Origin of the sequence: Enterobacter sp. ENT02, assembly GCF_019219165.1 — a bacterium.
In the GTDB taxonomy this organism is placed as follows: domain Bacteria; phylum Pseudomonadota; class Gammaproteobacteria; order Enterobacterales; family Enterobacteriaceae; genus Enterobacter; species Enterobacter mori.
Window position 1 is genome coordinate 186,045 of sequence record NZ_JAHUWD010000001.1, and the last position, 25,426, is coordinate 211,470.

A 25,426-nucleotide genomic window follows, 5' to 3' on the forward strand; every position below is an offset into this window, starting at 1 on the left:
ATTTGGTGATCGCACCAGCTCAAGCGTTATCGGTATCGTGCTGCGATAACTTCTGCTTGAGCGAAGACACCAACCCCTGAAATCCCTTCTCTCGGGCTTACTGAGTTATCGTCAGCGATGTTTGACGAGGCATAAACATGCCTGTAACTCTTGGGTAAGCAACAATGAGCACTTTACTCACTGCACAATCTTTACGCGTTGATACGGCGTTTGGCACGCTCTTCGACTCACTCTCCTTTACGCTGAAAAAAGGCGACCGCATTGGCCTGCTGGGCGACAACGGCTGCGGCAAAAGTACGTTGCTGAAGGTGCTGGACGGAACAGATTCCCCTGCTGTCGGAACGGTAGCGCTGGCCGGGCACTGCCTGATGGCGCGCGTTGAGCAACATCTCCCGGACGCCATTTTCCCGCTGACCATGCTGGATGCCGTACTCGCACAGCTGCCTTTTGCTGAGCGCGACAGCCTGCGCTGGAAAGCCGAAACGCTGCTGGCAAGCATGGGCTTTACGCCGCAGGATATGATGCTGCAATCCGCAACGCTCAGCGGCGGGCAGCATACGCGTCTGCTACTGGCACGAGCGTTGATTCACGATCCGGATCTGCTCCTGCTGGACGAACCGAGCAACCACCTCGATTTACCGACCCTGCTGTGGCTGGAACAATTCCTGCAGAACTGGCCAGGGAGCTTCGTGCTGGTCTCGCACGACAGACAGCTGCTGGATGCCGTCACCAACGGCAGCTGGATCCTGCGCGATAAGATGCTGCACTACTTTGCCCTTCCCTGCACGGCGGCACGCAAGGCGCTTGAAGCAAAAGATGAAAGCGACGCGCAGCGCCACAAAGCGGAGCAAAAGGAGATCGACCGCGTCACCGCCAGCGCCAGGCGGCTGGCAACCTGGGGAAAGGTCTACGACAACGAAGACCTTGCCCGCAAAGCCAAACAGATGGAAAAACAGGTCGAACGGCTCAGGGAGAGCCAGACGGCGCTCACGGCGGGCAGTCAGTGGACGTTAACCCTGCGCGGCGACGCGCTGCGGGCAGACCGTCTACTGGAACTGGAAAACCTCGACGTCCCGCCTGCGCCCGGGCTACCGGCACTGTTTAACATCGAAATGGCACGGCTGAAAAGCGGCGATCGCGTGGCGATTGTCGGTCGTAACGGCTGCGGCAAATCGTCGCTGATGAGGCTTATCTGGCAACAATTTGCCGATGAGCCCGCAGGAAGCGGGCTGAAAATCCATCCGCGCGTGTCGCCAGGCTATTACGACCAAACGCTTAATCAACTTCCGGACTCTGCCACGCTGCTTGACGCACTGGAGCCGTTCGCACCGGATCCGCAGAACCGCAAAATGGCGCTGATAAGCGCGGGTTTCCCGTGGGCGCGTCACGGACAAACCGTCAGCACGCTCAGCGGCGGCGAGCGCTCTCGCCTGCTGTTCGTTGGCCTGACGCTTGCCCGCTATAGCCTGCTGATGCTGGATGAGCCGACCAACCACCTTGATATGGAAGGCAAAGCGGCGCTGGCAGAAACCCTTCAGCAGTTCGAAGGCGGCGTGCTGCTGGTCAGCCATGACCGCCAGTTAATCAGCCAAAGCTGCAACCGTTTCTGGCTGATTGAAGAGGGAACGCTGAGCGAATGGCACGATGCCGAAGCGGTGTTTGAGCGGATGCGTGAAAGCGCGGGTCTGGTGACACCCACCGCGCCTGTCATCGCCGCTGAGACAGTTCAACCCTCGCCGTATGACGATCTGCTCGAACGGCTGGTCGCGCTGGAAACGCTGCTGGAAGACGATCTGGCGCGCAAGCCGAAGCATCAAAAGCCGCAGCTGCAGGCGCAATGGCGTAAAGAGATTGAGGAGATAGAAGCACAGCTGTGAGTCTGCGCCCGGCGAGCACCTCGCCGGGCCAGCATTTCCCCCCCTTAATTATTAGAGGATCGCCGTATTCTTAATCTGAAATCGAATCAAATGATGACATTATGTTGCGGCAGCCTTGCATTACCAGGCTAATGTATTAATCCTTAAGGGGTATTACACCTGCTATGCAGATTCTTATCATGAACAAGGAGATACACATGAAGGCTGCTGTTGTCACACAGGACCACCAGGTCAACGTTACCGAAAAAACCTTACGCCCGCTAAAGCACGGGGAAGCCCTGCTGAAGATGGAGTGCTGTGGCGTATGCCATACCGACCTCCACGTTAAGAACGGCGATTTCGGCGATAAAACCGGGGTGATCCTGGGCCATGAAGGGATTGGCATCGTGAAGGAAATCGGTCCCGGCGTGAAATCACTGAAAGTTGGCGACCGTGCCAGCGTGGCGTGGTTTTTCGAAGGCTGTGGCCACTGCGAATATTGTAATACCGGCAACGAAACCCTGTGCCGTGACGTGAAAAACGCCGGTTACTCCGTTGACGGCGGCATGGCGGAAGAGTGCATCGTCACCGCTGACTACGCCGTCAAAGTGCCGGACGGTCTGGATTCTGCAGCGGCCAGCAGCATCACCTGCGCCGGCGTGACCACCTACAAAGCGGTGAAAGTGTCTGGAATCAAACCGGGCCAGTGGATTGCTATTTATGGTCTGGGCGGGCTGGGCAACCTCGCGCTGCAGTACGCTAAAAACGTCTTTAACGCCAAAGTCATCGCCCTTGACGTTAACGACGAACAGCTGAAGCTGGCGGCCAGCATGGGTGCAGATTTGACCATCAACTCCCGCAGCGAAGATGCCGCGAAAATTGTGCAAGAGAAAACGGGCGGCGCACATGCCGCAGTCGTTACTGCCGTCGCAAAAGCCGCATTCAACTCAGCCGTTGATGCCGTGCGTGCCGGTGGCCGCGTGGTCGCGGTTGGCCTGCCGCCGGAAGCGATGAGCCTCGACATTCCGCGCCTGGTGCTGGACGGCATTCAGGTGGTCGGTTCGCTTGTCGGCACCCGTCAGGATCTGCAGGAAGCCTTCCAGTTCGCCGCTGAGGGTAAGGTTGTGCCGAAAGTGACGATGCGTCCGCTTGAGGATATCAACGCCATCTTTAAAGAGATGGAACAGGGCCAGATCCGCGGCCGTATGGTGATCGACCTGCGTTCATAACCGATCATCTTTCATCACCGCTCCTCTCCGGGGCGGTTTTTTTATAGCCATTTTCCGGCAATCCTTATCTTAATTCCTTTGTTCCCTTGTTTTCCCCCGCGCCCGATGATGAATCCGACGCTAACAAGAAGATAACAAAGGAATTCACCATGCAAACCCCATTTCGTCTGCCGCTGCTGACGGCGCTGATTCTGGCGACAACAACAGCCTGGGCAGCAGAAGCGCCCGTCAAAGGCGGCACGCTGATCTATCTGGAGCAACAGGCGCACACTAACCTCTACCCGCCCGCCGGTGGCTTTTACCCGAACGGCGGCATTCTGAATCAAATCACCGACAAGCTGACGTGGCAGAACCCGAAAACGCTGCAGGTGGAACCCTGGGTGGCAGAAAGCTGGACCACCAACGCCGATAAAACCGAATACACCTTTAAGCTTCGGCCCGGCATCACCTTCTCCGACGGCACGCCAGTGGACGCCAGCGCCGTGGCGAAAAATTTTGATACCTACGGTTTAGGCAATAAGGCGCAGCGCCTGCCGGTGTCAGAAGTGATCAATAACTACGATCACAGTGAAGTGGTCGATCCGCTGACCGTGAAGTTCTACTTCAAAAAACCATCGCCGGGGTTCCTGCAGGGCACTGCCACCATTGGCTCTGGGCTGGTCTCGCTCAGCACGCTGAAGCGCAACTTCGAAGAGCTGGGTGATGCCCGCCATATCGTTGGCTCCGGGCCGTTTGTGGTTAAAGACGAAAAGCTCGGACGCGAAGTGACGCTGGAAGCCCGCAAAGACTACCAGTGGGGACCGAAAAGCCTGGCGCAACAGGGGCCAGCGAATCTCGACGGCATCAAGTTTATCGTCACCCAGGAAGACAGCGTGCGCGTCGGCGCTCTGCTGGCGGGTCAGGCCGACTTTATTCGCCAGGTGCAGGCGTATGACGAAAAGCAGGCGACCGATCAGGGCTATAAAATCTACGCAGCGCCTACGCGCGGGGTGAATGACAGTATCAGCTTCCGCCCGGATAACCCGCTGGTATCCGATATACGCGTGCGCCAGGCACTGTTGCATGCCACCAATGCAAAACAGGTGGTCGAGACCCTCTTCTCGCCTAACTACCCACAGGCGAAGTCGGTGATTGCCGATTCCGCCGCTGGCTTTGTCGATCTCAGCGATAAATTGACCTTTGACCCGGCTAAAGCCAACCGGCTGCTGGACGAGGCGGGCTGGAAAGCGGGAAGCGACGGGATCCGCGCAAAAGACGGTCAACGTCTGGCATTGACGGTATATGAATCCCTGCCGCAGCCGCAAAACAAAGAGGTACTGCAGCTGGTTGCCCAGCAGTGGCGACAGGTGGGCGTGGCGCTGAGCGTCAAAGCCGGTGACGCAGGCAGCCGCACGCTGGATAACCTTGACCCGCTGAAAACCCCGCTGACCGTCTCCGAAGTGGGCCGTGCCGATCCGGACGTGGTGAAAAGCATGTTCTACCCCGCTAACCGCGACGCGCTGCTGCAAAAAGGCGGCTCCAGCGACAAGGTCAAAAACTTCCGTGACGATAAGCTGAATGAACTGCTGGTGAACATCTCTGCTGAGGTCGATCCACAAAAACGCCTGCAGCTGACGGGAGACGCCCAGCGCTATCTTCTGGACAACGCTTATGTCATTCCGATTTTCGAGGAGCCGCAGGTCTTTGCCGGTGCGCCGTGGTTAAAAGGTGTGAATTTTGAAGCGGTTGGTCGCCCGTCGTTCTACGGCGCGTGGATTGAGAAACACTGAGGAGCTGACGATGCGCCACGCACTTCTTCAACGTCTTGGGCACGGCCTGCTGGTATTGTGGGCTGCCTTTACCCTCTCGTTCGTGTTGCTCCAGGTGCTGCCGGGTGACGCGGTGCTGATCAAATTTCAGAACCCGGATCTGGGACTAAGCCCGGCACAAATCGAGGAAATGCGCGTGGCGTACGGCGCGGACAGCCCGCTCTGGCTGCAATATTTTCATACGCTGCTTGCTATGCTACACGGTGATTTCGGCTACTCCTTGCAGGCTGGCGTACCGGTTAGCGAGCTGATTGCCAGCAACCTGCCGGACACCCTGAGCCTCGCTCTGCCCGCGTTTGTGCTCGCGGTCCTGCTGGCGTTTGCGCTGGCCTTTGCCTCCCGCCTGCCGGGTCTGCGCTGGCTGAGTAATACCCTTCAGTCTCTGCCGGTCCTGTTTATCTCCTTACCAACGTTCTGGCTGGGGATTGCCCTCATCCAGCTCTTTTCTTTTCAGCTGCGGCTGATCCCGGTGATTAACCCGACGCCGCTGCAGGGGCTGATCCTGCCGATCGTCACTGTCGCCATCCCGATCTCCGCCCCGCTGGCGCAGATTCTGATGCGCAGTCTCGACCAGGTGGCGGCGCAGCCGTTTGTCGCCGTCGCCCGGGCCAAAGGACTGAGCGAAACCGCCGTCCTGTGGCGTCACGTCACCGGTAACGCCCTGCTGCCGGTCCTGAACATTGCCGGGTTGCTGCTGGGCGAACTGATTGCCGGGGCGTTGATCACCGAAACGGTTTTCGGCCGCAGCGGGCTGGGACAGCTGACCCAGCAGGCGGTGAATAACCAGGATATCGCCGTGCTTCAGGCCGTGGTGATGATTTCTGCGCTCGGTTTTGTGCTGATTAACCTGATGGTGGATCTGCTGATGCCGCTCTTCGATCCACGCCTGCAAACCGTTACCGGAGGTGCCTCATGAGTCTGGTCGATTACGCTGCCGCCGCGCGCAAACGCGTCCCGACGTGGCAAGGGCTGCAGTGGCAGCCGGGACTCTGGCTGGCCTGGGCGGTCATTATCGCCGCTGCGCTCGCCGCCGTTGCGCCGGGTCTGTTTACCCACTACAGCCCGATTGAAGGGATTGCCGGGGCGCAGCGTCTGGCTCCGCAGGCCGATCACTGGCTGGGTACCGATCAGCTTGGCCGCGACGTGTACGCCCGCATTGTTTACGGCGCGTCGCATTCGCTGAGCGCCGCGCTGGCCGCCGTCACCATGGGGCTGCTGGTCGGCACCGGGCTGGGCGTGGTAGCCGGGGCGTTCGCCGGGCGCGTCGAATCTCTGCTGATGCGTTTTGTTGACGTATTGCTGTCAATTCCGTCCCTGCTGCTTTCCCTGACCGTGATCATCCTGCTCGGTTTTGGCACCGTCAACGCCGCCATCGCCGTGGGCGTCGCCTCGATTGCCAGCTTTGCCCGCCTGGCGCGCGGTGAAGTCGTGCGCATCCGTCACACGGATTACGTCGAAGCGGCGTACGGCAGCGGCGGAACGTTCTTCGCCGTGCTGTGGCGACACATTCTGCCCAACTCGTTAACCGCCGTCCTCGCCTTCGCCACGCTGCAGTTTGGTCAGGCTATCCTGGCGCTGTCCACGCTGAGCTTCCTCGGTTATGGCACTCCGCCCCCCATTCCGGAATGGGGTTTACTGATTGCCGAAGGCCGTAACTATCTCTCAACCGCCTGGTGGTTAACCACCTTCCCCGGCGTGGTGGTCATCGCCGTGGTGCTGGCCACCAACCGTATCAGCCAGCAGTTTAGCGGAGGTCGCTCATGACCGTTCTCTCAGTGGAAAATTTGACGATTAGCTACCGCACCGCTCGCCAGTGGCAAGAGGTGGTGCATAACGTCAGCTTTACCCTCAAACGGGGGGAAATGCTGGCGTTTGTGGGCGAGTCAGGATCCGGTAAAACGAGCACTGCACAGGCGATCATGGGGTTGCTGGCCGACAACGCCCGGCGTGATGCGGGCAAAATCATCCTCAACGGCGAGGAGATAAGCCAGTGGTCAGCTAAACGTCTCGATACCCTTCGTGGTGCGCGGATTAGCCTCGTCCCGCAGGATCCGGGTAATTCCCTCAACCCGGTGAAAACCATCGGTGCGCAGGTGGGTGAAATAATTGAACTACACCAAAAAGTGACCCACGCCCAGCGTCATGAACAGGTGCTTGCCCTGCTGACTAAAGTGGGGTTGAGCCACCCCGAACAGCGCATGAAACAGTATCCTCATCAGCTCTCCGGCGGTATGAAACAGCGCGTGTTGATTGCCATCGCCATTGCCCTGCGACCGGACGTGATCGTTGCCGACGAGCCGACCAGCGCGCTGGATGTGACGGTGCAAAAGCGCATTCTGGATCTGCTGGACGCCCTTCGCCGGGAGTCCGGTACCGCCGTACTGTTTGTGACGCATGACCTGGCGCTGGCCGCACAGCGCGCCGACAGGCTGCTGGTGTTTCGCCACGGTGAAGTGCAGGAGCACGGCGCGACCGTTGATATCGTCCGCGCCCCGCAGCATGCCTATACCCGCCAGCTGTTAAGCGATTTACAGGGCCAGCGTCTGACTATCGCGCCGGTCTCAGGACGTCCGCTGGCCTCGCCTGCCATTCGCGCGCTGTCCATCAGCAAGCAGTTCTCGTTGGGTAAAGGGCATCAGCTGCAGGCGCTGGACGACGTCAGTTTTGACGTCACGCGCGGCAGCACGCACGCGTTAGTCGGCGAATCGGGGTCGGGAAAAACCACCCTTGCCCGCATTTTGCTCGGGTTTGAGCAGGCGGACAGCGGGCGGGTGATTATCGATGATATTGATGCCACCACGCTCAGCCGGGAGGCACGTCGACAGCTGCGTCAGAGGATCCAGTTCGTCTACCAGAACCCATTTGCCTCGCTCGATCCGCATCAGTCGCTGTTTGAGATTATTGAAGAGCCGTTGAAAAATTTCGCCCGTCTCAATAAAGCGGAGCGTAGGACCCGCGTGGTGACGGTTGCGCAGCGGGTGGCTCTGCCGCTTGACGTGCTGGGGCGTACGGCGCGGGAACTCTCCGGTGGCCAGCGCCAGCGCGTGGCCATTGCCCGGGCGCTGATCCTGGAGCCGACCCTTATCGTTCTGGATGAAGCTACTTCCGCGCTGGACGTTACCGTGCAGGCGCAAATTCTGGCGCTTCTCCAGCAGCTGCAGCAACAGCTTGGGCTGACCTATCTCTTCATCACACACGATCTGGCAACGGTTCGCCGCATAGCCCACACCGTCACCGTGCTGCAGGGCGGTAAAGTCATCGAGCATGGCGCCGTTGAGACGTTGTTCAACGCCCCGCAGAACGACTATACCCGCGAACTGATCGACGCTATTCCCCATTTTTCACCCGCTACGGAGGAGTTCGCATGACGCGAAAACGCCTGGGCTTTTTCACTCGCCTGCTTGACGACGCCACGCCAAAGGAGCGCTATCGACTGGCAACCGAACAGATCCGCCACGCCGAACGCCACGGTTTTGACAGCGCCTGGATTGCGCAGCATCACTTTCATGAAAACGAAGGCGGGCTGCCGTCGCCGCTGCTGTTTTTGGCACACGTTGCCGCGCATACCGAAACCATCCGCCTGGGTACGGCCATCATTACCCTGCCGATGGAAAACCCGCTCCGCGTCGCAGAAGATGCAGCCGTGCTCGATTTACTCGCCAATGGACGTCTTGAAGTCGGTTTTGGTTCCGGCGGCACGCCGACCTCTTTTCTGCCCTTTGGCCTGACGTTTGAAGAACGCGGCGCGGTCTTCGCTGACCATTTGCACGCGATCCAAAGCGCCTGGCGCGGGGACTCACTGACCCATCCGGATAACCACCTTTATCCGCCTGCGCCACAGCTGGCCGACCGTATCTGGATCGCCACCTTCTCCGTCGACGGTGCCGTGCGCGCCGCGCGGGCCGGTCATGGGCTGATGCTGTCTCGTACCCAGCCTCGCCCCGCTGAACAGTTAGATTTAACGCTCGACCAAATCCAAAACCCGATTGTTGACGCCTATCTTGACGCGCTACCCGCCGGTATCGCGCCACGGATCCTGGCCTCACGTACGGCGTTCGTCGCCGACAGCGATGACTATGCGCTGAAGGTGGCGACGCCGGGCTTAACCCGACAGGCGCAACAGCATCGCGCGGCGGGACACAGGGTAACAGGTGACACCGTCACGGATTATCGCAGACAGTTCGATGCACATATCGGGTCGCCAGAAACGGTACTGAACTCGCTTAACGCGGACGTCATCCTGGCGCGCGCCACGGATATCTCATTCCAGGTGCATTCGGTAGAACCTTCGCACCGGGACACCCTACGATCGATTGAATTGATTGCAGAACACATCGCCCCCCACATTGTTTGAGGAGACACGTATGGCTTTAAGTCAGGATATTCTCGCCGAACTGGCGGAAATCGTGCCCGGTTCGCCGCTGGCAGAGGCGCGGGCCACGCGGGACGCCGCCACGCGTCACGCTCAGGGCAGTTATGAGACTTTATTCAGCCAGCAGGATGCAGCATTTGCGCTGGATGAACGCTTTGCCGTGGCGGCGAAGGTCGCAAAATGGCACAACGCAGAGGCGCTGGCGGCGCACTATGCCGGATTTGGGCTGGCCGATCCGACCTCCGGGCGCCTGACCGCTGCGCTGAACTTTGCCCGTCTGCTCACCTTCTCACCTGTCGACGCCACACCCGGTGCGTTACAGGCGCTTGTAAAGGCGGGATGGAGCAAAGACGGCATTGTCACCCTTGCTCAGCTGATCGCCTTCGTCAGTTTCCAGAGCCGACTCATTGCCGGGCTGCGTTTACTGAATGATAAACCCATTGCGGCCAGCGATACGCCCGTCGTTGCGGGGGCATGGCACACCAACACAGCCACTGCCAAGGGTAAAGCGGCCCCCGTCGCGTTCACCCAGCAAGAGCTGGGCTGGGAGCCATGGATTGCCGCTAAACCTCTGGCAGAATTTAACGATGATGAAGTGACCATTCTCGCCAAATTTGGCCATACGGAATCTGACTATTTCCGCCTGCTGGGTCGCAACCTGCCAGTTCTGGAACAGCGCACGTTAACGGATAAAGGGATTTTTTACACGCCGGGAGGATTACCGCGTGCTGAACGCGAACTGGCCGCGACGGTAGCCAGTAAAATCAACGGCTGCATTTACTGCGCATCTGTCCATGCGCGCAAAGCGAGCCAGCTGTCAAAGGACGACGGCGCGGTGGAAACCCTTCTGGCCGTCAGGCCGGGACGCGCCCTGAGCGAGGGGCAGTCTGCGCGCTGGCAGGCGGAAATCAACTATGCGGCGGCGCTGTCGGTCACGCCACCGGCCGCCACGCCGGGCCATCTGGCTGAGCTGGAAAAACAGAGACTGGATACGCTTGAACAGCTCGATCTGCTGCAATCCGCCGCGTTCTTTGCCTGGGCCAACCGTCTGATGTTGACCCTGGGCGAGCCCTGGCTTCCCTAAAAAAATCAGGCCAGCGCCCGCGCGTTGGCCTGACGCTTTTTGGCGCAGAGATGGCCATACATCAACAGCGAGGTCATCGCAGCGAAGGACAACAACGCCGCCGGTAGCGTGACATAGCTCCAGCTAAAGCCGAGCGTAATCATCATCCCACCAAAGTATGCCCCTACAGCGCTACCCAGATTAAAGGCCATCTGTCCGCCCGCCGCCCCGAGCATTTCACCCCCTTTCGCATTCTGCAGCAGAAGAATTTGCAGTGGTGCGGAAAGTGCAAACAGGCCTGCACAGCAGACAAAGCCCATCAACAGCGAGGCCGTTTTCAGTTCGCCAAAGGCGAAAAGCAGCAACAGTGAGGCGACAATGACCATGTCGGTGGTGGCAGCAATGCGCAACGGGCTAAACCGCCCCGAGAGTTTACCGCTCAGCAGATTGCCCAACACCATGCCGAGTCCCATCAGCATCATTATGACGGTCATCATGCCTTCGGAGAAACCCGATACATTGACCATAAACGGCTTAACGAAGCTGAACCACGCGAAGACGCCGGCGTTGCCAAACATGGTGGCGGCGAAAATCAGCCAGGGCTCCGGTTTCTTCAGAAAGTGAAACTGCGCGGTCAATTTGATCTCTGATTTATCGTGCAGAGTGGGCACCCACAGCAACACGGAGAGGATCACCAGTACATCAAAGGCAGCAATCAGGAAAAAGGTATAGCGCCAACTGTACTCATGCCCAAGCCACGTCCCGAGCGGTACGCCGACAAGATTGGCAACGGTCATTCCGGCGATCATACCGGCCACCGCGACCGTGACTTTTCCCGGCGGCGCAATTTTGGAGAGAATTATCGCCCCTACGCCGAAAATCGCGCCGTGAGGGAATCCGGAAATTAAGCGGCCTGTCGCCAGCCCGACGTAAGAATGTGAAAGGCTGAATATGGTATTCCCGATGACGCACATCGCCACCAGGAACAATAATGTTGATTTCAGAGAGAACCGGCTGGAAAACAGCGCCACTATCGGTGCGCCTATCACCACCCCGAAGGCGTAAAAGGAGATCATGTTCCCGGCAGAGGGAATCGAAATCCCGGTATCCTTCGCCAGTTCCGTCAATACGCCCATCACGCCGAATTCGGCCATTCCCAGACCAAACGTACCAAGCGCCAACGAAAAAATTGTTTTTTTCATACCACGACCACGGGTTAACTATTCGCGACGGGCATTATCAAACAATCTGGTATGGTGAGCCAGTTCAAATCAGTTGGCTGACAGGTTAATCCATTAAATCGGGTGCTTTATCCTACATTTTTTAAATCAGGTCGTTTCATACGGATTAGATTTTTAGCGTTGAGAGAATCGCCACGCGGCATTCTCACAGGGGAACGGGTGCATTAAGGGTAACAAAACTCGGCCAGACAATAAGGTGCAAGCCCTTATTGTCTGGCCGATGGCGGGATTAGAAAATGAAAATGCTTTCTTCAATCTTGCTGATTGCAACGCCACGCAGGGTAACCTGGCTGTCAAGATAAGAGACTACCGTGCCGTTATTGGCTGCCTGGAAGTGCAGATCGTCAAAACTCACATTGGAATCTGAGAACATTATCTTGTCTTCCAGGACATTAAAGTCACCAATAATATCCTGACCCGCACTCCCACTGAAGATAAACATATCGTTGCCACCGGAGCCGTACAGGATATCATCCCCAACTCCACCGATAATAGTGTCTACACCCTGTGTACCGTGGACAGTATCGTCACCCGCGCCAGCGTCGATGTAGTTCACTTTATCTTTATCATTATTTCGATCGAGATCGTAGGTATAAATGACGTCCTTGCCACCACCGGACTGAATAATGTTATTTCCGCCATAGGCGTAGATGGTGTCATTCCCATTGCCCGTCACAATGTTGTCATCTGTTCTGCTTGTGTGGATCACATTATTACCGTTACCGGTGTGGATCTGAGTCTCATCTCCACTCCCCGCGCGGCGATTCGCCGCCGTATCGATATAATTATTGCCATCACCCGTGGTAATACTGTCATTACCGCCGAAGGTATGGATCCTCTTCTGGCCGTCATCTACAATCACCGTGTCGTTACTATAGGAAGTCGAGATAATGTCACGTCCAGCACCGCTGATCACGGTTTTACTACGGCCAATGTCGTCGTTGCGATTGCTGGAATAGGCATAGATATTATCGTTACCATCGCCAGTCTTGATATAATCATCACCACCATAGCTGTAAATGGTGTTATTACCCGCGCGCCCATCAATCAGATCGTTACTGGCTCCGGTATGAATATCATCGTTACCGCTGCCGGTGATTACCTTGACCGTATTGCCGCTCCCTTCGGTATAGTTTCTGGCTGTATCGATATGGTTATTGCCGTTACCGGTAATAATGCTGTCATTCCCTCCGTAAGTGCGGATGACTTTATTACCATCCCCCACCATGATTTTGTCATTGCTGTAAGACGTATCGATCACATCGCGGCCATTACCGCTGATGATGGTTTTAGTGACATTGATATCGTCATTACGATTAGCGGCATAAGCTGCAATAAAATTGTTACCGTTGCCAACTGTGATACTGTCCGTACCACCATAGGAATAAATACGTTTATCCCCATCACCACCAATAATGGTATCATCGCTGTCCGAGGTTTGGATGTAGTCTCTACCCGCCCCGCTGTTTATCAGTTTGGTGAACCCTTTGTCCTGTTGACGATTATTTGATGCAGCATAAATGGTATCATTACCTGCGCCAGCAATGATCTCATCATTACCTCCATAACTGCGCACGATATTATTACCTTCACTTACATCAATAAAATCGTCCCCTTTGGCCCCATAGACCGTATCGTTACCTTCACCGGCATAGATGATATGACGCGCATCAGCATCGTCCGTATTGCCATTTTGGGCTGCATGAATTATGTCATTGCCTGCACCGGCAAAAATAATCTCGCTGCCTTTATTACCATAAATACCGTCATTACCCTCATAACCATAAATAATGTCGTTCTGCTCACCACCGCGCAGTACATTATTATACTGGTTACCATGAATAGTGTTATGCTCTCCAGCCCCTTGACCATAAATCACCAGTTGTAATTGAGCGCGATCGGTCAACGCAGTTTCATCACTGATCTGATAATCAATAGCAATCCGTATTGACTCCCCAAAAGCCAAACCGTCATAGGCCCCCTGATGCTCAAAGATATATTGCCCATCGGCGGAAATCTTGATGCGCCCTCCCTGTTCCAGGTCAATCCATTCGCCAACAGCATCTGTGCTATTGCCAACGGCGGACACGTGGATCATCTGCGGGTTATAGTCGCGATCATTGAGCAAAACGTTGCCAATATCTTCAGTGATACCAGGGATCACGGTCACGCGATCATCACCGGACTCTGGAGCAACCGGCCGTAACCAGAGGGGGATATAACCCGTGATATCTTCCTGCGAAACCGGGCTACCCATCAGGTCTTTCAGGAAATTAACGGCAAACTGGTACCCCATATAGGAGTATCCTTCCGCATCGAAGTGTACCCGTCCATTAGACGACTGCAGAAAGTGTTGCATACTGAAAAACTCAATATGATCGGAGGCATCGGCCGCCTGCTGCAACTCAGCCTCTATCTGCGGTCCTCCCTGGTATGGAGAGGTACCACTTGCCACCAATTTGAGATCTTCCATAGCAAATTCGTTTTGCATGCGGGCAAGCAAAGCGAGCAGTTTCTGGTCGTAATCATTATGCCGACCATAATCATTTTCCCCTTGAGTCCAGCCAACGCCACCGATAAAGGGCGCGTAGCCCTGGTCAGCAATCGACTGCGATGCCTTGAGCGTGTTGGTGAAAACGCGCTCGAGCATGTCTCTATCCAGCCAGCGGTCGATAGAGGTACCACCGGCCGTGACCTTGGTGAAATAGACTTCTGAGCCTAATGCCTGTGTCAGGTTGATCCCCAGGGACAATTCAGAACCCGCCCAGCTTTTCGCTGACCCGGCCCCGAATTCCAGCGGATGGGTGTTTTTATTCGGCGTCAGGCTTTCAAATTGGCTACCAGTCCAGATTTTCACCTGCTCCTGCACGCCGCGCAATTCAGGATCAAAATCGGCGACATCTTCCCAACCGGCCATATTTGACTGCCCCGACAACACGAAATTATAGCGTGTCTCAGCAATAATCCCCGCGTTGTTTACTCCACCACTGGCGGTTACCCCGACAACAGCAGGGCCTTCGGTATGCATATTGGTGCCAACCACGGCGTTATATTTTGATATACCGTTTAGCTGGGCGCCACCCGAACCTGGGGCGGTGTACTTTTCGGTAGTGATACCATCCGAGTGATATACTACTGCGCTGGCACCTTCACCTAAAATATATTGGTTTTTAAACAGCGCCACACCCGAAGTTTGAATGACTCCGGCAGAGTTCAACAAAACAATAACGCTATTCTCGCCACCTGCATAAACAGCGGTCGCCAGATCCATCGGACTATTCGCAGTCCCTTGTGCTTCTTTTGTGCCATCAGCACTTACATAAATCACGTTTAACGACATAGTTCCCTCTACGCTATAGTATTCAGGCTCATTCAACAGCCTTAAATAGCGCTGGAACAATACCAGGAAAAATACCAAAAAAAATTAGTAAAACGTGGATATTATATAGAACGGTGAACGCTATTTCATCGCCCCAACAAAAAATCAGTGGTTTCTTAGAACCTGCCGAAAAAGAATTTCATTCCAGACGTAAATATTTCAACGTCCTGGACGAATATACGTCCGCCTGCGACGGCATGTTGAAAGCCGCCGATACCGCCTGGGCACCGTGTTTTGTGCCGCGTTCAGAAAATAAAAAACGCGTGCGGATAAATATTATTTCACACCTGCTTAAACAGATCCCGTATAAAGACATTCATGCCGACAAGGTGGAGTGAGGCTGTGAATACCGTTAGCCTAAAACAACGATGCCAAGTCGCTCCATCAACTGGGAAACCTGATAGCTGTCCAGTTTGACGCCCTGCAAATCAATACCCCGCACGTCCAGATCACCCAGTTCTGAATTGGTCAGATCGCAGTGGGTAAAATTGGCCGCTCGCCAGTCAAAGGATGAGAACTCGCCCCCAGACAGATCCGAGCCGCTAAAGGTAGCGCCAAGTATCTGCGCGCCGTTCCAGCGGTTTTCCCACAGTTCGCATTTTTCCAGAACCACCTTCGAAAAATTGGCATAGCTCAGGTTGCTTTTTGTGATGTAAGCACAGCAAAACCAGGTACGGGTGGTGATCATGTTCATAAAACTGGCCCCGCGGAAATCGGCCCCTTGCGCCCTGCATTCACGGATTTCGATGCCTAATGCATTTGAATGCCTGAAATCCGCCATCGATAAATCGCAGCTTTTGAAAATAGCATCTTTAAGTTGCGCCCGATTAAAGTTACCGCCCTGCTGGCTTTCCCGGTCATAGAACTGACAGCCGATAAACTCCGAGCTGGTTAAATCCGTACCGGAAAAGTCGCAGTTACGAAAGATTGCATTTTCTATTTTCTCGCCGGTAAAACGTTTACGACCTATTTTTTCGCCTTCAAAAATCAATGCCATGGCACCACCCTGTTTATTTATACAGTCCCTCGCACCATTCTAACCCGTTACCTGATGAAGGGAAACACGCTTATCAGACACGTATGTCAAAAATTCCCGCGAAGGTTGCCGGCCAGCATTACACTTCAAAGTGTTAGTTCCTTCCAGGCACATCACCCGATTCGGAGATGAGGATTATCATGGGAAACGCAAAACAGAATAAAACGAAAGCAGTGACCGTGACCAAAGCCAGCGTAGACAGGGAGTTTAAACCCGCGCTGAAGACCAAAGAGTATGAACAAGAGCTTCGTCGCCTTCACGTGGAACTGGTTAAACTCCAGCAGTGGGTCGTCGCCAAAGGATTAAAGGTCTGTATTGTGTTTGAAGGACGCGACGGTGCCGGTAAAGGCGGCACCATCAAAGCAATCACCGAGCGCGTCAGCCCGCGCGTCTTCCGCGTTGTCGCGTTGCCCGCCCCCACCGATAAAGAGAAAAGCCAGCTCTACTTCCAGCGTTACGTGCCGCATCTGCCCTCTGCCGGTGAAATCGTCATCTTTGACCGCAGCTGGTATAACCGCGCGGGCGTCGAGCGCGTGATGGGGTTCTGTACCGAGGAGCAGGTGGAGAAATTTTTGGACGGCACGCCGGTCATGGAAAAAGCGATGGTGGATGCCGGAATTATCCTGCTGAAATACTGGCTGGAAGTCACACCAAAAGAGCAGGAGCGCCGTCTGCGCGATCGCATTAACGATGGTCGTAAGATCTGGAAGCTGTCCCCGATGGACATTAAATCTTTCAACCTTTGGGATGAATACACAGTTGCCCGCGACGCGATGTTTAAAGCCACTGACACCGCCTGGGCACCGTGGTTTGTGGCGCGTTCAGAAGATAAAAAGCGCGTGCGGCTAAATATTATTTCGCACCTGCTTAAACAGATCCCATATAAAGACATTCACGTCGAAAAGGTCGACTTGCCGAAGCGTAAAATTGGCAAGGTAAAACCCACGAAATACCCGTTCAGGTATGTGGAGGAGCGGTTCTGATACAGCAAGGGTAGGCCCGCGCAAGCGCAGCGCCGCCGGGCAAAGCCGACGGCGCAGGTCTTACTTCATCCCTTCCGTACTCTCTTTTTTCGCTTCCAGACGTTCCACATCACGATACCAGCGCGGGTGGTGCTTCTGCGCCCAGCGGCGGCTCACCTTCCCTTCAATCATCCCTTTAATCGATCCTTTCACCCAGAACGCCATATACATATGGATCAGGATGGCATGGATCAGAATGATGGCCGACGTGGCGTGGATGAGCAGCGCATAGCGAATCACCTGAATCGGGAAATACTGCGCAAAATATGGACGCCAGATAATCACCCCGGTCACCAGCAGCACAAAAATCATGCTCATGATGGTCCAGAACATCATCTTCTGCCCGGCGTTGTATTTGCCCACCTTTGCGACTTTATGCTCGTTGCCTTTCAGGACTTCAACAATCCCTTTCACCCATGGGATGTCCTGCTTGTCCGGGATGTTGTGATGAACAAAACGCACGAACATAAACATCAGCACCACGAAAATCAGCACGCCGAAGAATGGGTGCAGAATTCGCCCCATCTGCGGCGTACCGAAGGTTTCGGTCAGCCACTGCAGTGTCGGGAAGAAGAATGAGATCCCGGATACCGCCACCAGGAAGAAGCAGATCACCACCGTCCAGTGACAGGCGCGGTCGATAAACTTCGTGCGCACAATCATTTTCGACTTACTCATGGTGTTCCTCCTCCTCGTCGTCATCCACCTCTTTGTTTGGCCCGATCCCAATGTAGTGATAAATCAGCCCGGCAAAAGTGGCGATAAAGCCCGCCGCCGAGAGCGGTTTGAGAGCACCTTTCCACAGGTTGATCGAGGTATCGATCACCGGATCTTTCGGTAGATTGTGGTACAGCTCCGGCTGGTCGTTATGGTGCAGCACATACATCACGTGCGTACCGCCCACGCCCTGCGGGTTATAAACGCCTGCATTCTCGTACCCGCGCGCTTTCAACTTATCCACCCGCGCCTGCGCCACATCCAGCATCTCTTTTTTGGTGCCGAAGTGGATAGCGCCGGTGGGACAGGTCTTGACGCAGGCAGGCTCCTGCCCGACGCTGACGCGGTCCACGCACAGGGTGCATTTGTATACCCGGTTATCCTCTTTATTGAGGCGCGGGATATTAAACGGACAGCCCGCAATGCAATACCCGCAGCCGATGCAGTTGTCCTGCTGGAAGTCGACGATCCCGTTGGCGTACTGAATAATTGCACCGGCAGACGGGCACGCCTTCAGGCAGCCCGGATCTTCGCAGTGCATACAGCCGTCTTTGCGGATCAGCCATTCCAGCCTGCCGTTCTGGTCGGTTTCGCTAAAACGCATCACCGTCCATGATTTGGCGCTCAGATCCGCCGGATTGTCGTAGACGCCAACGCAGTGCCCGACCTCATCGCGGATATCGTTCCACTCCGAACAGGCCACCTGGCAGGCTTTACAGCCCACGCAGGAGGAGACATCGATAAGCTTGGCGACCTCTGCCTTATAATCCCGCGCGCGAGGTGCGGGAGTTATCGGGTTGGTCGCGGAGCGTTTGATAATGTCTTGTGTTTCCATCGCCATTGAATCGCTCCTTACGCTTTCTCGATGTTGACCAGAAACGCCTTGTACTCCGGCGTTTGCGAGTTGGAATCGCCGACGTTAGGCGTCAGGGTGTTGGCGATGTAGCCTTTCTGCGCCACGCCCTCAAAGCCCCAGTGCAGCGGAATACCCACGGTTTCAACCTGCTGACCGTGCACGTTCAGCGACTGCAGGCGGCGAGTGACCACGGCAACGGCGCGAATAAAGCCGCGCTTGCTGCTGACCGTGACGCGATCGCCGTTGGCAATGCCTTTCGCCTTCGCCAGCGTTTCGCTGATTTCCACAAACTGTTCCGGCTGCGCGATAGCGTTAAGCCGCGCGTGCTTGGTCCAGGTGTGAAAATGCTCGGTCAGGCGGTAGGTTGTTCCGACGTATGGGAATTTGTCCTTTTTGCCCAGGCGCAGCACGTCCTCTTCGTAAATACGCACCACCGGGCTGGAGATCACGTTCGGGTGCAGCGGGTTAGTCCCCAGCGGCGTTTCCATCGGCTCGTAGTGTTCCGGGAAAGGCCCTTCCGCCAGCTTGTCGAGGGCAAACAGGCGTCCCAGTCCTTCCGGCTGCATGATAAACGGCCCGGTGTTGCTGCCCGGCGCGGCGGTGTTGTAGTCCGGGATATCGTTCCCCGCCCACTTCGCCCCGTTCCACTGAATCAGCATACGTTTCGGATCCCACGGCTTGCCGTTTACGTCCGCAGACGCGCGGTTGTACAGCACGCGACGGTTCAGCGGCCACGCCCATGCCCAGCCCAGCGTATTGCCCAGCCCCGACGGGTCGGCGTTATCGCGGTTGGCCATCTGGTTACCCTGCTCTGTCCAGCTGCCAGAGTAGATCCAGCAGGACGACGCGGTCGTGCCGTCATCGCGCAGCAGCGCGAAGCTGTTCAGCAGTTGACCTTTCTTCGCCACCAGGTTGCCGCTCGCGTCATAGAGATCCGCCAGCGCCACGCCGTTGTTCTCTTTGGCGACTTCCTCTGACTCAGGATGGTCAGGCTGCTTGTAGTCCCAGCCCATCTTCAGCAGTGGCTCCGCGCCTTTGCCACCTTCAGTGCGGTACATTTCGCGCAGGCGATGGTAAATCCCGGCGAGGATCTCACCGTCATTACGCGCTTCGCCCGGCGCATCCTGACCTTTCCAGTGCCACTGCAGCCAGCGGCCGGAGTTGGCAATAGAACCATCCTCTTCTGCAAAGCAGGTAGACGGCAGGCGGAACACTTCGGTCTGAATAGACGCCGGATCGACATCGTTTGATTCCCCGTGGTTCTGCCAGAAGGTGGAGGTCTCGGTCACCAGCGGATCGATAACCACCATGTACTTCAGCTTGCTCAGGCTGCGAACGACTTTGTTTTTGTCCGGGAAGGAGGCCACCGGGTTGAAGCCCTGGCAGATATATCCCGTGACGTTGTCCTTATCCATCATGTTGAAATACTTGATGACGTCGTAGGCCTGGTCCCACTTAGGCAGCCACTCAAAGCCCCAGTCGTTCTCCTTCTGCGCCGCGTCACCGTAGAAGGATTTCATCAGGCTGACGTAGAACTTCGGATAATTGCTCCAGTAGTTCACCTGATCCGGCAGCGTCGCCTTAGGCGTATTCGCCGCCAGATAGGTCTGCAGATCGGCCTGCTTCTCAGACGGTAGCGTCAGGTAGCCTGGCAGGCTGGTCGACAGCAGGCCGAGGTCGGTCAGGCCCTGGATGTTGGAGTGACCGCGCAGCGCGTTCACGCCGCCACCGGCCATACCCATGTTGCCGAGCAGGAGCTGGATCATCGCCATGGTGCGGATGTTCTGCGCGCCAACGGTATGCTGCGTCCAGCCCAGCGCGTACAGGAACGTGGTGGTTCTGTCGGCGGCGCTGGTTGAGGCCAGCACTTCGCACACCTTCAGGAAATCAGCTTTTGGCGTGCCGCAGATGTTTTCCACCACGTCAGGCGTATAGCGGGATACATGCTCTTTCAGCAGATTCCACACGCAGCGCGGGTGCGTTAGCGTTTCATCACGCATCGCGTAGCCGTTTTCATCGAACTGATAGTTCCAGGACGATTTATCGTACTGGCGTTTTTCGGCGTCATAGCCGCTAAACAGCCCGTCATCAAAGGCAAAATCATCCCGCACCAGCAGGTTCGCGTTGGTGTAGTGCTTAACGTATTCCGCGTTAATTTTGTTATTTTCGATCAGGTACAACAGCACGCCGGACAGGAACGTGATGTCCGTACCGGAGCGGATCGGCGCATAGATATCGGCCACCGATGCCGTACGCGTAAAGCGCGGATCGACGACGATCAGCGTCGCATCGTTGTTGTTTTTTGCTTCCATCGCCCAGCGGAAACCCACAGGGTGTGCTTCAGCAGCGTTACCGCCCATCACCACCACGACGTTAGCGTTTTTGATATCAACCCAGTGGTTGGTCATCGCACCGCGACCAAATGTTGGAGCAAGACTTGCTACCGTTGGTCCGTGTCAAACGCGCGCCTGGTTGTCTACCGCCAGCATGCCGAGAGAACGCACAAATTTTTGCGTCAGCATGCCGGTTTCATTACTCGCCGCAGATGCGCACAGCATCCCGGTGGAAAGCCAGCGGTTAACCGTTACGCCCTGCTCGTTCTTTTCAATAAAGTTGGCATCGCGGTCGGCTTTCATTAATTTGGCGATTCGGGAGAAGGCCTCCTCCCAGGATATTCGCTGCCACTTGTCGGAACCCGGCGCGCGGTATTCCGGGTAGCGCAGGCGGTTTTCACTGTGAACGTAGTCCAGCAGCCCCGCCCCTTTCGGGCAAAGTGCGCCCCGGCTCACCGGATGATCCGGATCCCCTTCAATATGATAAATCGCTTCTCTGGCGTTCTTCGCGCCATCGCCCAGGCTATACATTAAAAGCCCACAACCTACGGAGCAGTATGTGCAGGTGTTACGGATCTCTTTCGCGCGCAGCAGCTTATAGTTGCGTGCCTGAGCCAGCGCCATTTTGGGAGCAAATCCCAGCATCGCGGCTGTTGTTCCGGCCATACCGCCCGCGCAGATTTTGAAAAATTGTCTGCGGCTGACGTCCATTGTTGTCCTCGTTATCTGATAAGACTTCGTGGCGCAAACTAACAGCAATGCCCCTGTGTTTTTTGCGTCAAATCAAGGTCATCTCCCTTCCCCCCCTAAATAGTCACCTTCGGTACGGTCAAATACCCCTTTTTGATTAACAGCTTAAGAGAATAATTCGCGACAGCGTCAGGATGAATGCGCTACATTTTCCCTCTGATTTTTATTGCAATGGCAACGACATGGACAGAAAAAGAGCAACGCTTATTGGGCTGGCGGCGATACTGTTATGGAGCACCATGGTCGGCCTTATTCGCAGCGTGAGCGAAGGGCTGGGGCCGGTAGGCGGCGCGGCGATGATATACACCCTCAGCGGATTACTGTGTCTGGTAACAGTAGGATTTCCTGATATCAGACGGTTTTCGCCCCGGTATCTTATTGCTGGCAGCGTTTTATTTGTCAGCTACGAAATATGCCTGGCGCTGTCATTAGGCTATGCCGCCACGCGATCTCAGGCTATAGAAGTAGGCATGGTCAATTATCTCTGGCCAAGCCTGACGATTGTATTTGCGATTTTGTTCAACGGGCAGAAATCAAACGTGTGGGTGATCCCCGGGCTCGCGATCTCATTGCTCGGCGTCTGCTGGGTATTAGGCGGTGAACAGGGGTTACACGTTGATGAAATCATCCGCAATATCGTCTCCAGCCCGCTGAGTTATGCTCTGGCATTTGCCGGTGCCTTTATCTGGGCGGCCTACTGCACCGTCACCGCCAAATTTGCCAGAGGACAAAACGGGATCACCCTTTTCGTTTTGCTAACGGCGCTGAGTCTGTGGGTGAAATATGCGCTCAGCGATCAGCCGGAGATGGTGTTCAGCATCCCGGTGGTGGTGAAGCTCGTCATGTGCGGCATCGCGCTGGGGTTTGGCTATGCCGCATGGAATATTGGCATTCTCCACGGCAACGTCACCGTCCTGGCGGCGGTCTCCTATTTCACCCCGGTATTATCCGCCGCCCTGGCGGCCGTGCTGTTAAGTTCCTCGCTGTCGTTCTCTTTCTGGCAAGGTGCACTGCTGGTCTGCGCCGGTTCGCTCCTTTGCTGGTATGCGACACGCAAATAATTCCCTCGCGCCGGGAATATTTTCATCCCGGCAACATAATTAACATTAATTTAAAATGTGAGCCTGCTCAGAATATTTATCAGAATTAGAGTGACCGGTTTAAATTCTGTTTATATTAGGCTCGTGGCGTAACCTCACCTCTTCTCATATTGACATAAACTGACAACGCAATGTGATTAGTTCGCTGCGTATATTAACGAACTATATAGCACGGAATGCAATAATACATTTCTGGATATGTCAGACATCCTTTTATAAATTCGATGCAATAAAACCTTCATGTGACTGTTTTTATTGATCTTAAAATTATCACCTAACACTTAAAACATCGTTAATCACGAATATTCCCCTCCTGTACTACAACATATACAAACTATTTACTGCGCAATATTCATGGCGCGTAAATAGTCATTTTATGTGTGAATATTAATCAAATTCGCGGGTTTCACGGCAATTATTCCGATCAGGATCACACTAATTGAAATTATCTTTAATATTTTGAAACTTATTATTGAAAGCAGGCTACAAGATTTTTAAAAATAGTCTGCCATTGACGAACCGCCTCGTTTAGAAATCGTTCAAATTGGCTCAGGAAATACCTAAGAAAATTATAAGGAATGTTTAAGATGAAACTTAAATTAGTTGCAGTGGCAGTCACTTCTATGCTGGCAGCAGGCGTTGTAAACGCAGCTGAAGTTTTTAACAAAGACGGTAACAAACTGGATCTGTACGGCAAAGTAACAGGTCTGCACTATTTCTCTGATGACGCTGACAACGACGGCGACAAAACTTACGTTCGTCTGGGTTTTAAAGGCGAAACGCAGATCAACGACCAGCTGGCCGGTTACGGTCAGTGGGAATATGAGTTCAAGGGCAACCGCTCTGAAGCACAGGGCTCTGACGGTAACAAAACCCGTCTGGCATTTGCCGGTCTGAAATTCAACGAATTCGGCTCTTTCGACTACGGTCGTAACTACGGTGTTGCTTACGACATCGGCGCGTGGACTGACGTTCTGCCAGAATTCGGTGGCGATACCTGGACCCAGACCGACGGCTTTATGACTGGCCGTACCACTGGCGTTGCAACCTACCGTAACACCGACTTCTTCGGTCTGGTTGACGGCCTGAACTTTGCGGCACAGTACCAGGGTAAAAACGACCGTGACGATATCACCGAATCCAACGGTGACGGCTGGGGTCTGTCTTCCAGCTATGAGTTCGACGGCTTCGCTGCGGGCGCAGCCTATGCGAAATCCGACCGTACTGACCGTCAGGTTCGCGCAGCAAGCGATCTGAACGCCGGTGGCGAAAACGCAGAAGTCTGGGCAGCGGGCCTGAAGTACGATGCGAACAACATCTACCTGGCAACCACCTACTCTGAAACCCGTAACATGACCGCGTTCGGTAACGGTCACGTGGCGAACAAAGCGCAGAACTTCGAAGTGGTTGCACAGTACCAGTTCGACTTCGGCCTGCGTCCATCCATCGCTTACCTGAAATCCAAAGGTAAGGACATCGGTTCTTATGGCGATCAGGATCTGGTTGAATACATTGATGTAGGCGCGAGCTACTACTTCAACAAAAACATGTCTACCTACGTTGATTACAAAATCAACCTGCTGGACGACAACACGTTCACCAAAGATGCCAAAGTGTCTACCGACAACATCGTGGCTGTGGGTCTGACCTACCAGTTCTAAGATGTGTCAGTACGAAAAGGCCAGCCATTGTCGCTGGCCTTTTTTATTCCAGGCTCTGTTCACTGCCCGCCGCCCGGCGTAGCCAGTTTTGCAGCAGTTTCCCGTCTTCGGTCATGTCCGAGTCAGTGCGTACGCAGAGGTAGTAATCCCGCCCGTCGTCGATCGGCAAATCAAAGATCTTTACCAATTCCCCGCTCTCAAGATACGGAGCAATGAGCGGCTCGCGCATCAGGGCACATCCCAGCCCGGCCTGTACGCCAGCCAGCGTCAGTAAGCCATCCTCAAACATCGGTCCACTGCGGCGCACGGGACGCTTCACCCCCTGCTGCATGAACCATTGCGGCCATGTCGAGCGCTCCTCGTCATGCAGCAGCGGCATTTGCAGCAGCTGTTCGGGCGTATCGATATGGCCGTGAATACGCAAAAACGCGCGGCTGCACACCGGCACCATCTGGCCGGAGATCAGTTTTTCACTCTGATAGCCAGCCCACTGACCGTTACCAAAGCGAATCGACATATCGGATGCGTCGCTCAGGTAGTTACGGTGGTTGGCGTAGACGACGTTGATCTCCGTCTGCGGGTTGGCGCGCATAAAGGTCGGCAGACGTGGAATAAACCACCCCATACCAAACAGCGGGATCAGGCTGATGGTCACCTGACGCGTTTGCGCCTGTTCCACCAGGTGCTCCGTCGCCTGCCGAAGCACGTTGAACGCGGCGCGAATCGAGCGGTAGTAATCCCGCCCCTGCTGGCTCAGGATCAGCCTTCGCCCCTGTCGCTCCGTGAGTGGCATCTGCAGATAGGCCTCCAGCACCTTAAGCTGATGGCTCACGGCGGAGGGGGAGATATCCAGCTCCTGCGCGGCCAGGGTTACGCTTCCCAGCCTGGCAATGGCTTCAAATGCCCGCACGGCCCGAAGCGGCGGATCGTTTGCCAGACGGCTTTCGGCATAGGCTGACACGGCGGTCGACTGTTCTGTTTTATTCATATATTGATTTCTTTA

General features: G+C 55.3%; 18 protein-coding genes and 1 pseudogene. 12 read left to right on the forward strand and 7 right to left on the reverse strand.

What is annotated here, in order from left to right; all coding sequences use genetic code 11:
- Positions 1 to 164 precede the first annotated feature (164 nt).
- The 8 genes from KW829_RS00800 to KW829_RS00835 all read left to right on the forward strand — a co-directional run bounded on the left by KW829_RS00800 (position 165) and on the right by KW829_RS00835 (position 10,349).
- Positions 165 to 1,877 carry an ABC-F family ATP-binding cassette domain-containing protein gene (locus KW829_RS00800; protein WP_218307403.1) on the forward strand — a complete coding sequence of 571 codons (1,713 nt, stop codon included), beginning with the start codon at positions 165 to 167 and terminating at the stop codon, positions 1,875 to 1,877.
- A gap of 197 nt (positions 1,878 to 2,074) precedes the next feature.
- Positions 2,075 to 3,085, forward strand: coding sequence for an alcohol dehydrogenase AdhP (gene adhP, locus KW829_RS00805; protein WP_010431351.1), 1,011 nt, complete (start codon positions 2,075 to 2,077; stop codon positions 3,083 to 3,085).
- 149 nt (positions 3,086 to 3,234) lie between these two features.
- Positions 3,235 to 4,854: a TIGR04028 family ABC transporter substrate-binding protein gene (locus tag KW829_RS00810; protein ID WP_218307404.1), complete on the forward strand. Its 1,620-nt coding sequence runs from the start codon at positions 3,235 to 3,237 to the stop codon at positions 4,852 to 4,854.
- A 10-nt stretch (positions 4,855 to 4,864) separates the two neighbouring features.
- On the forward strand, positions 4,865 to 5,809 hold the full coding sequence (locus tag KW829_RS00815; protein WP_218307405.1) for an ABC transporter permease: 945 nt from the start codon (positions 4,865 to 4,867) through the stop codon (positions 5,807 to 5,809).
- Entirely contained in the window at positions 5,806 to 6,657 is an 852-nt protein-coding gene (locus KW829_RS00820) for an ABC transporter permease (protein ID WP_089598521.1), read from the forward strand. The genes KW829_RS00815 and KW829_RS00820 overlap by 4 nt, the downstream gene beginning before the upstream one ends.
- Positions 6,654 to 8,261: an ABC transporter ATP-binding protein gene (locus KW829_RS00825; RefSeq protein ID WP_218307406.1), complete on the forward strand. Its 1,608-nt coding sequence runs from the start codon at positions 6,654 to 6,656 to the stop codon at positions 8,259 to 8,261. Before KW829_RS00820 ends, KW829_RS00825 begins: the two co-directional genes overlap by 4 nt.
- Positions 8,258 to 9,247, forward strand: coding sequence for a putative FMN-dependent luciferase-like monooxygenase (locus KW829_RS00830; protein WP_218307407.1), 990 nt, complete (start codon positions 8,258 to 8,260; stop codon positions 9,245 to 9,247). The genes KW829_RS00825 and KW829_RS00830 overlap by 4 nt, the downstream gene beginning before the upstream one ends.
- 10 nt (positions 9,248 to 9,257) lie before the next feature.
- Entirely contained in the window at positions 9,258 to 10,349 is a 1,092-nt protein-coding gene (locus KW829_RS00835; protein WP_218307408.1) for an alkylhydroperoxidase domain protein, read from the forward strand.
- Between the two features lie 5 nt (positions 10,350 to 10,354).
- Here KW829_RS00835 and araJ read toward each other — a convergent pair whose 3' ends face one another.
- Positions 10,355 to 11,530 carry an MFS transporter AraJ gene (gene araJ, locus KW829_RS00840; RefSeq protein WP_218307409.1) on the reverse strand — a complete coding sequence of 392 codons (1,176 nt, stop codon included), beginning with the start codon at positions 11,528 to 11,530 and terminating at the stop codon, positions 10,355 to 10,357.
- Positions 11,531 to 11,798: 268 nt separating this feature from the next.
- Complete coding sequence (locus tag KW829_RS00845; protein ID WP_218307410.1) at positions 11,799 to 14,909, reverse strand: sialate O-acetylesterase; 3,111 nt, start codon at positions 14,907 to 14,909, stop codon at positions 11,799 to 11,801.
- 191 nt (positions 14,910 to 15,100) lie between these two features.
- On the opposite strand from KW829_RS00845, the pseudogene KW829_RS00850 reads away from it, so the two are divergent.
- A pseudogene (locus KW829_RS00850) lies at positions 15,101 to 15,283 on the forward strand (polyphosphate kinase 2); the annotation flags it as partial.
- Positions 15,284 to 15,300: 17 nt separating this feature from the next.
- Here KW829_RS00850 and KW829_RS00855 read toward each other — a convergent pair.
- Entirely contained in the window at positions 15,301 to 15,945 is a 645-nt protein-coding gene (locus tag KW829_RS00855) for a QnrE family quinolone resistance pentapeptide repeat protein (RefSeq protein WP_218307411.1), read from the reverse strand.
- 179 nt (positions 15,946 to 16,124) lie between these two features.
- On the opposite strand from KW829_RS00855, the gene ppk2 reads away from it, so the two are divergent.
- The gene (gene ppk2 / locus KW829_RS00860) at positions 16,125 to 16,967 is read left to right on the forward strand and encodes a polyphosphate kinase 2 (protein ID WP_256350396.1); all 843 of its coding nucleotides are present in this window, start codon (positions 16,125 to 16,127) and stop codon (positions 16,965 to 16,967) included.
- 60 nt (positions 16,968 to 17,027) lie between these two features.
- Here the strand turns inward: ppk2 and fdnI are convergent, their stop codons facing one another.
- The 3 genes from fdnI to fdnG are packed head-to-tail and all read right to left on the reverse strand — an operon-like array spanning position 17,028 to position 21,623.
- Complete coding sequence (gene fdnI, locus KW829_RS00865; protein ID WP_108417402.1) at positions 17,028 to 17,684, reverse strand: formate dehydrogenase-N subunit gamma; 657 nt, start codon at positions 17,682 to 17,684, stop codon at positions 17,028 to 17,030.
- Positions 17,677 to 18,564, reverse strand: coding sequence for a formate dehydrogenase subunit beta (gene fdxH / locus KW829_RS00870; RefSeq protein ID WP_218307412.1), 888 nt, complete (start codon positions 18,562 to 18,564; stop codon positions 17,677 to 17,679). Before fdxH ends, fdnI begins: the two co-directional genes overlap by 8 nt.
- Before the next feature lie 11 nt (positions 18,565 to 18,575).
- Entirely contained in the window at positions 18,576 to 21,623 is a 3,048-nt protein-coding gene (fdnG, locus tag KW829_RS00875) for a formate dehydrogenase-N subunit alpha (RefSeq protein WP_218307413.1), read from the reverse strand.
- 221 nt (positions 21,624 to 21,844) lie between these two features.
- On the opposite strand from fdnG, the gene yddG reads away from it, so the two are divergent.
- Both yddG and ompC read left to right on the forward strand, forming a co-directional pair.
- Entirely contained in the window at positions 21,845 to 22,723 is an 879-nt protein-coding gene (gene yddG, locus KW829_RS00880; RefSeq protein WP_218307414.1) for an aromatic amino acid DMT transporter YddG, read from the forward strand.
- A gap of 626 nt (positions 22,724 to 23,349) precedes the next feature.
- Positions 23,350 to 24,423, forward strand: a complete 1,074-nt coding sequence (gene ompC, locus KW829_RS00885; RefSeq protein WP_010431398.1) for a porin OmpC — start codon at positions 23,350 to 23,352, stop codon at positions 24,421 to 24,423.
- Between the two features lie 43 nt (positions 24,424 to 24,466).
- On the opposite strand, the gene KW829_RS00890 is transcribed toward ompC, so the two are convergent.
- Positions 24,467 to 25,411 (reverse strand): LysR substrate-binding domain-containing protein, encoded by a 945-nt coding sequence (locus KW829_RS00890; protein WP_042715064.1) that lies wholly within the window; start codon positions 25,409 to 25,411, stop codon positions 24,467 to 24,469.
- Positions 25,412 to 25,426 lie beyond the last annotated feature (15 nt).